The 11534-nt window shown below is 62.6% G+C and carries 11 protein-coding genes; 2 read left to right on the top strand and 9 right to left on the bottom strand.

Features of this window, described 5'->3' with window-relative positions; translation table 11 throughout:
• Window positions 1–92: 92 nt before the first annotated feature.
• A complete protein-coding gene (locus ACMDB8_RS01560; RefSeq protein ID WP_056725655.1) occupies window positions 93–995 on the top strand; it encodes a LysR family transcriptional regulator in 903 nt (300 codons plus the stop codon).
• Window positions 996–1515: 520 nt separating this feature from the next.
• The gene (locus ACMDB8_RS01565) at window positions 1516–1782 is read left to right on the top strand and encodes a DUF6124 family protein (protein WP_409078545.1); all 267 of its coding nucleotides are present in this window, start codon (window positions 1516–1518) and stop codon (window positions 1780–1782) included.
• Between the two features lie 93 nt (window positions 1783–1875).
• On the opposite strand, the gene ACMDB8_RS01570 is transcribed toward ACMDB8_RS01565, so the two are convergent.
• From ACMDB8_RS01570 to ACMDB8_RS01610, 9 genes are all read right to left on the bottom strand, one after another.
• Window positions 1876–3102, bottom strand: coding sequence for a beta-ketoacyl-ACP synthase (locus ACMDB8_RS01570; RefSeq protein ID WP_409078546.1), 1227 nt, complete (start codon window positions 3100–3102; stop codon window positions 1876–1878).
• On the bottom strand, window positions 3102–3830 hold the full coding sequence (gene fabG / locus ACMDB8_RS01575) for a 3-oxoacyl-ACP reductase FabG (RefSeq protein ID WP_056725650.1): 729 nt from the start codon (window positions 3828–3830) through the stop codon (window positions 3102–3104). Before fabG ends, ACMDB8_RS01570 begins: the two co-directional genes overlap by 1 nt.
• Window positions 3830–4288, bottom strand: a complete 459-nt coding sequence (locus tag ACMDB8_RS01580; protein ID WP_056725648.1) for a hotdog family protein — start codon at window positions 4286–4288, stop codon at window positions 3830–3832. The genes fabG and ACMDB8_RS01580 overlap by 1 nt, the downstream gene beginning before the upstream one ends.
• Window positions 4285–5481, bottom strand: coding sequence for a beta-ketoacyl-[acyl-carrier-protein] synthase family protein (locus ACMDB8_RS01585; RefSeq protein WP_409078547.1), 1197 nt, complete (start codon window positions 5479–5481; stop codon window positions 4285–4287). The genes ACMDB8_RS01580 and ACMDB8_RS01585 overlap by 4 nt, the downstream gene beginning before the upstream one ends.
• Window positions 5478–6002: a hypothetical protein gene (locus tag ACMDB8_RS01590; RefSeq protein ID WP_056725644.1), complete on the bottom strand. Its 525-nt coding sequence runs from the start codon at window positions 6000–6002 to the stop codon at window positions 5478–5480. The genes ACMDB8_RS01585 and ACMDB8_RS01590 overlap by 4 nt, the downstream gene beginning before the upstream one ends.
• Window positions 6003–6095: 93 nt before the next feature.
• Window positions 6096–7343, bottom strand: coding sequence for an NAD(P)/FAD-dependent oxidoreductase (locus ACMDB8_RS01595; protein ID WP_409078548.1), 1248 nt, complete (start codon window positions 7341–7343; stop codon window positions 6096–6098).
• Complete coding sequence (locus tag ACMDB8_RS01600) at window positions 7330–8490, bottom strand: hypothetical protein (RefSeq protein WP_056725641.1); 1161 nt, start codon at window positions 8488–8490, stop codon at window positions 7330–7332. The genes ACMDB8_RS01595 and ACMDB8_RS01600 overlap by 14 nt, the downstream gene beginning before the upstream one ends.
• Window positions 8487–10826 (bottom strand): MMPL family transporter, encoded by a 2340-nt coding sequence (locus ACMDB8_RS01605; protein ID WP_409078549.1) that lies wholly within the window; start codon window positions 10824–10826, stop codon window positions 8487–8489. Before ACMDB8_RS01605 ends, ACMDB8_RS01600 begins: the two co-directional genes overlap by 4 nt.
• Window positions 10810–11358 (bottom strand): outer membrane lipoprotein carrier protein LolA, encoded by a 549-nt coding sequence (locus ACMDB8_RS01610; RefSeq protein WP_223541756.1) that lies wholly within the window; start codon window positions 11356–11358, stop codon window positions 10810–10812. The genes ACMDB8_RS01605 and ACMDB8_RS01610 overlap by 17 nt, the downstream gene beginning before the upstream one ends.
• Between the last annotated feature and the right edge of the window lie 176 nt (window positions 11359–11534).

The following is an 11534-nucleotide window of genomic DNA, read 5'->3' on the forward strand; positions in this document are numbered from 1 at the left end:
CAGGCAATGAAAAAAGCATATAGCTGGCTAATGATTCAATCCAATATATTGTTCGACCTGTTTGATAGCTTTAACGACCTAATGGGGTTTCCATGGAATTGCGTCATCTGCGCTACTTCATCGCTGTCGCCGAAGAACTGCACTTCGGCCGCGCCGCACAGGTGCTGGGCATCTCCCAGCCACCGCTGAGCCAGCAGATTCAGGCGCTGGAGCAGGAAGTCGGCGCGCGGCTTTTCGAGCGTACCAATCGTCGGGTCGAGCTGAGCGAGGCCGGTCGGCTGTTTCTGCAAGAGGCACGGCTGGTGCTGGCGCAGGTCGACAAAGCGGCGGATGTCGCGCGACGAGCGCAACTGGGCGAGTTGGGTGAGCTGAAAATCGGCTTCACCTCGTCGGCCCCCTTCAACTCGACCATTCCCCAGGCGATTTTCTCTTTCCGCCAGCGCTTCCCGGCGGTGCACCTGAACCTGCGGGAAATGAGCAGCACCCAGGTGGCCGATGCGCTGGTGGACGAGTCGATTGAAGTCGGCATCATGCGCCCGCTCGGGCTGCCGGACTGCCTTAGCGTGGTCGAATTGATGCGCGAGCCGCTGGTCGCGGTACTCAGCTCCAAGCACCCGTTGGTAGAGGGCAGCGAGGAGGGCTTGTTCCTGTCAGCCCTGGCGCTTGAGCCCTTTGTGTTTTTTCCGCGCAGCTATGGCAGTGGCCTCTACGCACAGCTGCTCAGCCTGGCGCGGGACTCCGGCTTCAGCCCGCACTTCGCCCAGGAGGCCGGCGAGGCGATGACCATCATCGGGCTGGTTGCAGCGGGGCTCGGTGTGTCGGTGCTGCCGGCGTCTTATCAGCGGATGCGTATTGACGGTGTGGTCTATCGCCCGCTGCTCGATCCGGCGGCGGTGTCAGCGGTGTGGTTGGTGCAGCGCAAGGATCAGAAGTCGGCGATGGCCAAAGCGTTTGTTGAACTGCTGACAAGAAAGGTTGAGCCTTTGCAGGCGTGACTGCTGCGCAGTCAATCGCGAGCAAGCTCGCTCCCACAGTGGGTGGTATGGCGAGCATTGTGTTCACAGCGCTGGACCCTGTGGGAGCGAGCTTGCTCGCGATGGCGTCCGAGAGAACACCAAAAAGACTAGCTGTATGGAGCAAGAAGCATCAGTCCTGCCGGAAGCTTCACCACCCGCCGTGGGACATTTCCGAAATCCTTCGCAAAGGCTACAGCGCCTTGCGACGTTGCCTGCAACTACTCCAGAATCCGCCGGCTTGTGCGCTTTGAGGGCCATCGCTAACTTGATTCGTGTCACTGATGGTCAGTGATCGGGTTTAGTAGCCCGTGTTTTCGCTAAGTGCATTTGCGCTCCTGATAGGCAGGTATGTCTGTACCTGCCCTTGACGGTAGCTGTGCGCAGGGCGCCTTCGGGCGCGCCGGTTTGGCGAAGACCCGGTCTACTAACCTGCGTACAGCTGCCACCCTTTTGATTCGTAGCGACACGGTGTCGGCTCCACTTTTCTGGGCGCTGAATCATGACCAATAAAGCAAAAAAACGGTCGGATACCGAACCGGTTACCTCACGCCAACCCGGCCAAATCTTCCTCGTCGCTCCTGAAGTCGACAACCACACTCTGCTGGAGTACGCCTGTGTTTCACTGGCATCAGCCAATGCCATGGCGAGCGACTTCGCGAGGAGTCTGAACGGAGCGCAAAGCAACACCCTGCTGGGCATTCAGCAGTCGATCATGCTGGGGGAAATGGCGGTGAATCGGGTGTTGGATAATCTCGACTCGTCCTGATAGTTACATCGCACATTAACAAGATCGCAGCCTTCGGCAGCTCCTACGGGTTCCTTGTAGGAGCTGCCGAAGGCTGCGATCTTTTGACGTTGATTAAGACCAGCGCTTGAAAATCAGCGAAGTATTCACCCCGCCAAACGCAAAATTATTGTTCATCACGTACTGATTACTCATCTGCCGAAACTCGCCGCGCAGGTAGTCGAGCTTGCCGCAGTGCGGGTCGACTTCGTCGAGGTTAAAGGTGTGGGCGTAGAGGTCGCGGTTCATCATTTCAATGCTGAACCAGGACTCCAGCGCACCGCAGGCGCCGAGGGTGTGGCCGAGGAAGCTTTTCTGCGAGCTGATCGGCATGTGTTCGCCGAACAGGCTGCTGGTGGCCAGGGTTTCGGCGATGTCGCCCTGTTCGGTGGCGGTGCCGTGGCCGTTGACGTAGCCGATGTCCGAAGGTTTCAGCCCGGCGTCTTCCAGGGCCAGTTCCATGGCCCGGCGCATGGTGATTTGTTCGGGACGGGTGGTGTGTTGGCCGTCGGCGTTGCTGCCGAAACCGACGATCTCGGCATGGATGTGGGCGCCACGGGCCAGGGCGTGTTCTAGTTCTTCGAGCACCAGCATGCCTCCACCTTCACCGATCACCAGGCCGTCGCGTGCGGTGTCGTAAGGGCGCGGGCTGCGTTGTGGGGTGTCGTTTTTCAGGCTGGTGGCGTAGAGCGCGTCGAAGACCATGGCTTCGGTCGGGCACAGTTCCTCGGCACCGCCGGCGAGCATCAGCGGCAGGCGGCCGAACTTGATGGCCTCGTAGGCATAGCCGATGCCCTGGCTGCCGCTGGTGCAGGCGCTGGAGGTGGGAATCAGGCGACCGGTGAGGCCGAAAAAGATGCTGATATTGGCTGCCGTGGTGTGCGGCATCATGCGCACATAGGAGTTGGCGTTCAGGCCCTCGGCCACTGAGTTGAGCAGCATGTTGCCGAACGCCTTGATCTCGTCGGTGCTGCCGGTGGAGGAGCCGCAGGCGACGCCCATGCGCCCGTCCTTGATCGATTCGTCACCCAATAATCCGGCGTCGGCCAGTGCCAGTTCCGACGCGCCGACGGCCAGCCGCGAAACCCGGCCCATGCTGCGCAGTTGCTTGCGGGTCCAGTGGCTCGGCACCTTGAAGTCATCGATGGGGCCAGCCAGGCGCGTGTTGAGTTCGGTAAAACGATCCCACTCGTCCATCCGGCGGATGCCGCTGCGGTTGGCCGCGAAGTTGCCGGCGATGGTCTCCCAGTCGCTGCCCAGTGAGGTGATGCCGGCCATGCCGGTGACGACGACGCGCTTCATCAGCACAGGCCTCCGTTGACGGCCAGAACCTGCCGGGTGATGTACGAGGCTTCCGCCGACATCAGGAAATTCACCGCGCCGGCCACCTCTTCAGGGGTGCCCATGCGTTGTGCGGGGATCATTTTCATCAGTTCTTCCACCGGCACGTTCTCGTCGAGCATGGCTGTGTCGATCAGGCCGGGTGCGACACAGTTAACGGTGATTTTGCGCTTGCCCAGCTCGATCGCCAATGCCTTGGCCGCGCCGATCAACCCGGCCTTGGAGGCACTGTAGTTGACCTGGCCACGGTTGCCGATCAGCCCCGACACCGAAGTGATGCAGACAATCCGCCCGGCGGCGCGACGACGGATCATCGGCATCATCACCGGGTGCAGCACATTGTAGAAACCGTCGAGGTTGGTGCGCATCACCACATCCCAATCCTCCTCGCTCAGGGCCGGAAAGGCACCGTCGCGGGTCAGCCCGGCATTAAGCACCACACCGTAATAGGCACCGTGGGTTTCCACGTCGGCTTCGAGAACTTCCTTGCAACGGGCGCGGTCGGACACGTCGAACTGCAGGATGCGCGCACGACGGCCCAGGGCCTCGACTTCGGCCTTGACGGCTTCGGCGTCGGCCAGGCCGCTGCGGCAATGCAACACGATGTCGTGCCCGGCCTGGGCCAGGCGCAAGGCGATGGCGCGGCCGATGCCACGGCTGGAACCGGTGACCAGTACGGATTCAGTCATCACTGGACTCCTTCGGGTTCATGGAGATATTGAGCGGCCTGGGGTGGGCGGTACACGTTCAGACGGGCGGTAACGTGAATGCCGGGGGCGTTGATGTGGCATTCGAACACGCCCATGCCGTTATCGTCTTCCAGGGAGCGAATACCGTGGATGGTCAACTCGGTACCGGCCGGAAAACTTTCGACGTTGCATTCGAATTTGCGGCTGCCGAGCAGGAAGCCCAATTCCACCTCATCACCGCGCTGGCGCGCATGGCAACCGGCGAAGGCGGCCACGCTCTGGGCCATCAGTTCGATGCCGACCCAGGCCGGCAGGCTGCCGTCGGGGAGATTGAACAGGCCATCGGGCTTGACGGTCAGGCGCGTGTGAATCTGCTCTTCATCGAACGCCAGGATCCGGTCGATCAGGATCATGTCGCCAGCGTGGGGCAGCAATTCAGCGATCGGCCAGTCAATCATGGGGCGTCTCCGATAATCAGGCTGACGTTGTTGCCACCGAAGGCAAAGGAATTGCTCATCAGGTAGCGAGGTGCAATGGACGTCAGGCGCGTGGCCGGGGTCACCCATTGCAGCGGCGGCAATTCGGGGTCGGGCTGTCCGTCCCAGACGTGTGGCGGCAGGGCATGCTCGCGATTGTCCGGGCTCAGGCTCAACCAGCAGAACGCCGCTTCCAGCGCCCCGGCGGCACCGAGGGTGTGGCCGGTCATGGGTTTGCTCGACGAACAGGGCACGCCGGCCGGGAACAGCGTCGCCACGGCCTGGCTTTCCATGGCGTCGTTGTGCTGGGTGGCGGTGCCGTGCAGGTTCAGATAAGCGATCTGCTCTGGTTGCAGGTTGGCGCGGCCCAGGGCTTTGCGCATCGCTTGCAGGGCGCCACGACCAGTCGGCTCCGGGGCGGATATGTGATGCGCATCGGAACTGGCGCCGCTGCCGAGCAAGGCAATCGGCTGGCTGTCGCCTGCACGCCTGGTCATCAGGAACAGCACCGCCGCTTCACCAATGTTGATGCCGTTGCGGTTCACCGAAAACGGATTGCAGCGTTGTTCCGAGACCGCTTCGAGCGCCGAAAAACCGTTGAGGGTCAGCTTGCACAAGGTGTCGACGCCGCCACACAGCACCGCGTCGCAAATGCCCAGGTCCAACAGGCGCTGGGCGCTCATCAAGGCCCGGGCGCTGGAGGTGCAGGCCGTGGAAATGACATAGGCCGGCCCGCTCAACTGCAGCCACTCGGCGAGGAAGTCCGCCGGTGCCCCGAGTTCCTGTTGCTGATAGTCGTACTCGGCAGGGAACTGTTTTTCGCGCAGGTAATGCGCCAGGCTCTGGCTGGCCTCGTCGATGCCCGAGGTGCTGGTGCCCAGCACTACACCGATGCGGTCGCGGCCGTAGGTCTGGATCGCGCTGTCGATGTCCGGGCGGATTTGCAGCGTGGCTTCCAGCAATAACTGATTGTTGCGACTGTGATGGCGCGACATATCGGCTGGAATGCTTGCCAGTTTGCCCTGGACCGCACCGACCTGCAGCGTGCGTTGTGGCACCCAACCGGTTTGTTCGCGCATGCCGCCGCAGTCGCCGACAAACAGGTTGCGGGCAACTTCCTGCTTGTCGCGGCCCAGCGCGCAGACCAATCCGAGGGCATTGAGGTAAGCCGTCATGGCGTTTCACCGCTCAGGGGGGTGACTTGATAGGCCGGACCACGCGGTAGCTTCAATTCAAAATTCTGCGGTTGTACGTAGTGGATGTCCCAGCGCTCGGGCAGGTACCGTTGCCTGCCGTGCTGCCAGGCGCCGGGATAGTTGGCCGCCAGTTCATCTTGCGGCGTCAGCGCAAACAGCAGCGCCGCGAACAGCTCCCGGGCTCGCGGGTTGGGCGGTAATAAACCATCGGACTCCCAGGTTTTATCGACCAATTTCTGGCGGGCCTGGGGAATGCCCAACAGGTCCATCATCGACCAGCGGATACCCGCCTCTTCACGCTGGATCACCAGCACCCAGTCCTCGCGTTCGTCGGCCTGCCCGCGCTGGATGTGCAATTGCAGTGGCAGCGGCAGATCCGGATTGTGCACGGGCAGCGGCGCCCGGCCGGCGCAGGCGCTCAAAAGCAGGGTTGCGGCGATTAACAGCAATCGCAATGCACTGGCTACCCCTGTGCAGTTCAAGCGACGGCTAATCAACATCACACAGTTCCTTCAAAAGGTTTTGCGCGCCACCACATTGACCAGAGGGTCTTCCCGTTGGCCAAAGGGGGCTGGCTTGCACACACAAGTGGTTCATGACGCATCCCTTGCACAGAATTCTGATATCACCTTCAACCGGCGCCTGGCTTCGCTGACGAACGGGTTGCTTTGATCCCAGGCATATCCGGCAAGTATGGAGCTGATCATCCTGCGGATTTCCGGCGAACTGCCCTCATGGAAGATCACATCCTGGAAGGTCCCCGCGTACCAGCCTTCGACGTAGCAGCGGAACGTGTCGACGCCGCGCTTGAGCGGTTCGGCGAACTCGGTTTGCCAGTCGACGGCTTCGCCTTGCAGCTGACGGTGCAAAACCCCGGCGGCCATGCTCGCCGAACGCATGGCGATGGTCACGCCGGAGGAAAACACCGGGTCGAGGAATTCCGCGGCATTGCCCAGCAGCGCGAAGCCCGGACCGTGCAGGGTTTTGACGTTGGCCGAGTATCCGCCGATGGTTCGCGCCTCGGTGTCCCACTGCGCATTTTGCAACACGCTGGCCAGGCTTGGCGTCTCGGCAATAAAGCTGCGCAGGCACTCGTCCAGATTATCGCTGCGGCCGGCGAAACGTTCCTCGGCGGCGACCACGCCGACCGAGCAACGCCCGTTACTGAACGGGATGGTCCAGAACCATACGTCGCGCAGGGTCGGGTGAGTGGTCACCAGGATCTTGCTGCGATCGAAGGTCGGGAGGTCGATACGGTCTTCGACGTGAGTGAACACGGCCTGACGCACCGGGAAGTTCGACGGCGCCTCGAGGTCGAGCAAGCGCGGCAGTACGCGGCCGTAGCCACTGGCATCGAGCAGGAAACCGGCCTCGACGCGGTACTCGCTACCGTCTTCGCGGCGCACGCCGAGCTGCGGTTTTCCGGGGGCAATGTCGACGTCGACGATGGTTTCGCCATAGCGGATCTCCACGCCTTGCAACGTAGCCTGATCGGCCAGCAGCTTATCGAAATCGGCACGCAGGACCTGATATGTCGTCGATTTGCCGTGGCTGAACGTCTCGCCGAAATCGAACGCGCTGTAGCGCTCGCCCCAGGCAAACGCGGCACCGGTTTTCAGCTGGAAGCCGGCGGCGTTGACGGCGTCGAGCATGCCCGCCTCTTCGACGAAATCAAGGCAATGGGCCAATAGGCTTTCACCGATGGAAAACCGTGGAAAATGCTGGCGCTCGATCACCAGCACATCGTGTCCCTTGCGCTTGAGCAACGCGGCGGCGATGGCGCCGGATGGACCGGCGCCGATGACCACGACCTGGCGACATTCCATTTCAACGGTTGGCATGGGGGCTCCTTGCGGGGACAGCGGCTTTCAGGGGAATTCGGTGCATGCCGGTCAGGGCTGGCAGCAGTGTAGCGATCAGGCCCATCAGCATCAGGGCAAAGTACAGCGGCGGGCTGATGAGTTGCTGTTGCAGCAGCAGGTTGAGAAAAACGATCTCGCTCAAGCCGCGGATGTTCAGCAGCACACTTTCCCGCCAGCGGCTGGCGCCCTGGAACGAGGCCCCGGCCCAGCCGAGGCCGAGCCAGTTGCCCAGCAGTTTGCTCAGCATCGGCAACAGCAGCAGGGCGAGCAGTTGCACCCAACCGAGGCTGTCCATCGCGCTGTGCACATTGATCTGCACAATGCCGAACGTAAGGATCAGCGGGATGGCGATGTACGTCTGCAAGCGGCCCATCCACACGGCTGGCAGTGGCAGGACCAGCGGGGCTTTCAGCGCGGCCATGATCAACACATAGCCGATGCCGAAAATCAGCGCATTGAGCTTGAAGTGTTCGGCGACGACCAGCAGGGCGAAAAAGCTCAGGCTGTAAAGCCATGTCTGGCGCAAACCGAGCAACCGCAGCAGCACCGGCAGGCACGCGCCGGCCAACGGCAGCAACAGGCTGCTCAGGTGCAGGCTGCCCTGGGCGATGCCGAACAGCGTCCAGCAGGCGAGGTCGATGAGGATCGCGGTTTGCACCAGACGTCGGGTGGCGGCGGGTGGGTAATCGATGTGCCGCAGGTACAGGTACAGCACCGGAATCGCGGTGATGGCGAACAACAGGCCGACGGCCAGCGAGCTGATCCACGGTTGTGCCGGCAACAACCAGACCGCCGTGGCCAGGCCGCAGGCAAACGGAATGCAAAAGCTGGGAAGGGCGATTTTCAGGCTTTGGCGATCCAGTTGCAGGTCGATCACATCGCTGAGGATGTAGCCCAGCAACAGGGCAAAGCTCAGGCTGTAGAGGTTCTTCAGCCAGCCCGGCGACACCAGCAGCGCACCGCTCAATTGCCATTGGGGCTCGATCCAGAAATACATCAACAGCGGCAGGCCAAGGGTCGCCAGCAGCAACTGGCTGACGATGGGAATCAAGCCGAAATGCCGGCCGACACGGGTCGCCAGGGCGAACAACACCAGCGCCATCGCCCAGAACAGAACGACCATCATATTGCCCGCTCCATGGCCGTGGGTTCATGCACCTGGCGACCGGCCCACGGCGCGAGCAGGAAGCTGAAGATCAGGCCCAGGCTCACCGACAGCCCGAAGTTGCTCACCGCCGGGGTGCTCGACACCGCCAGCAGGCCGAACGACAGCCAGGTGGTCAACGCCGCCAGCAGGGTGCCCAGCAGGCTCACGGCTGCGCCGCCGACCTGTTCGCGCATCAGGATCGCGTAATCGACGCTGATCGCCGTCACCAGCAGCAGGCCGAACAGGCTGAACAGGGTCAGCGGCTGCCCCAGCCAGCCGAGACTGGCCAGGCTGCACAACGCCGCCAGCAGGGGCAGGGACACGATTCGCAACGCGCCGCCGAGGCCGAATGGCAGGATCAGCACCAGCACGATCAGCACGCAGGAGGCGAGCTTCAGTTCAGCGGCACTGATTTGGGTGGCCGCGAAGACGTTGTTCAACTCACCCAGTCGATCCACCAGTGTCACGCCGGGCAAGTCCTCGCCCTGGAGCCGCAGCAGGGCCGGGTTGTTGATGCCTTGCAGGCTGACCATCGCCGCCACGCCGTCATCGGTCGGCCCCAGCCACAAGGGCCGGTAGGGTTCTGCCAACGGGCCGCTGAGCGCTGCGTCGATGTCCACGGTCGGCAGTGCCTGTAGCTTCGTCAGCTCGGCTTGCAGCGCCTCGGCCGGTACGCCGATGTCGAGCAAGGGTTGCCAGAAGGAAGGCAGTTTGTTCAGCGTTTCGCGCACCTGTTGCTGTTCGTTCGGCGGGCTGACCAGTTGATTGAGCGACAGATAGCCCTGGAGCTTTTCCAGGCCAATCAATTGATCCAGCCGCTCTCTCAGGGCGGTCTGGCGTTCGAGCAACTGCTGCTGATCGGCGGCGCGTATCAGGAAGAACTGGCTGGTGGGTTGATAGCCGGTGATCCGGGCAATGGCCTGGGCTTCGTCGGTCAATTGTTGCGGCGCGCTGATCCACTGACGAATGTCGTTTTTGCTGCCCAGTTGCAGCAGGCCAGCCACGCAAAAAGCGATCAGCAGTGCCAGCAAGACTGGCGTTTTCAGGTGTTTGAGCAGTGCTTCACGACAGCCCAGCAAAAACTCGCAAACGCGCAATGGCCATTGCGCCGGGCGCAGGTCTACGCCCTTGAGCAATGCCGGCAGCAGGCACACGGCGGACAGATAGGCACCGAGCAAACCGGCGGCGGAGAACACGGCAATCTGGGTCAGCGCCGGGAAGGGTGTCCAGGCCAGGGCCAGATAGCCGATGCCGCTGGTGATCAGGCTCAGGGTCAGCCCGGGCAGGGTCAGGCGCAGGGCCGGCCAGCTGTGCCAGGGTTTCAGGCTCCAGCTCTTGGACAGGTAATGCAGCGGGTAGTCGACGGCGACACCGATCAGGCTTGAGCCCAGTACCAGGGTCATCACATGCATATGGCCGAACAACGCAACGCAGGCCACCGCACCGAAGAGCATGCCCACCAGCACCGGCACGAACGCCAGCAAGACGCGCCAGCGCCGGAAGGCCAACAGCAGCAGCAACAAAATCCCCACGGTGGCACCGCCACCGACCCAGGTCATCTCCCGGGCAGCCTGTCGTTGACCGCTGGCGGCGTACAACAGGCCGCTGGCGGCGAGCAGTTGCACGTCGTGCCGGGCGGCTTCCTCGCGGCTGTGTTCAAGCAGGTCGGCCACCTGCAGCGGCAGGTTCATGTCGAAGGCGTTGCCGGTGGTGCGCGCGCGCAGCAGCACCCAGCTCTTGCCATCGGCATCGGCGACCAGGGCGCCGCTGCCGATGTCCAGTTGCACCGAACCACGTTGCGGCTGGCTGTTCTGGATGCGCCCGGTCAGGCCCAGCCAGTCGTCCTGGCTCGGCACCAGGCTGTACCCGTTGAACGGGTCGAACAACGCTTGCACCCGTTGCTGGATAAAGGTGTCGGGGTGCTCGATCAGCAGTTGCCGGTCCGCCGCCTGGAGCATCGCCAGGCGACCTTGCAGCAATTGTGTGCGCAACGCCGGCAAGTCGGCTTGCAGGGTCCACTGGACCTTTTCGAACAAGCCGCTGGCCTGCCATTGCTCGCCGAGTGTCTGCGCCATGGCGACGGCCTGCTGGCGATCACTGTGGCCGACCAGCACCAGCATTTCGCGGTTCAGCGGCTCTTGCATGCGTTGTTCAGCGCGCAGTTCCAGAGCGTCGGGCGCCGTACCGGGCACCAGGTCCATCAGGTTGGCCGACAGCGGCGCGGCGTCACGCCATTGCCAACCGGCGAGCGCCAGTACTGCCAGCAGCAGGATCAGGAACAACCGTGGCAACCACCGTTCACTCGGCAAAGTCATGCTGCTCCGCGTCGCTCAACGGCTGGCTGCTGGTGCTGTCCTGCATGCGCAATAACGTACTGTCGCCCTGGGTCTCGAGCAGTTCGATGCTGTGCACCAGTTCTGCGCCGGTAATGTTGATCTGGTTGAACACCTGCTTGAGCAGCATCGAGCGCGGCAGCAGCGTGAGTTTCCAGTTCTGCGCATCGCCGCTCAGGGACAGTTCGAAATCCCGTTGCAGGCCACTGCTGTCACCTTGCAGCACGGCGAGGAACAAACGGTTCTGCTCGGCACCGGCGCTTTTGCCCGGCAGCATTTGCCAGACAATGCCGTCGCGCCGGGCAATGCCTTTGGCGGTGATGCGATAGTCCTGTTGCAGTGGCGTTTTCAGCAGCCACAACAAGCCGTGGTTTTTGGCCAGCACGAACGTGCCCTTGCTGGTCAGCGGCTGGGACAGGGCGCGCAGGTGTTTTTCCTGGATGAAACTGCCGTGGATCACCTCGGGCCTGGCCAGTTGATCGCTGAGTTGTTGCAGGTCGAAGGCGCTGGCCATCGACGACACCCCGAGTAACGCCAAAACACTGAGGCATTTGAACACTGAGAAACGTGGCGAGCGAGCTTGCTCGCGCTGGGCTGCGTAGCGGCCCCAATACGTCAGCAAACCTCGGCGGGGTTGCGAGTGCAGCGCACTCGAGCGCGAGCAAGCTCGCTCGCCACAGGCGGGGCGGC

It is taken from the genome of Pseudomonas monachiensis (genome assembly GCF_047345015.1).
In the GTDB taxonomy this organism is placed as follows: Bacteria; Pseudomonadota; Gammaproteobacteria; order Pseudomonadales; family Pseudomonadaceae; genus Aquipseudomonas; species Aquipseudomonas monachiensis.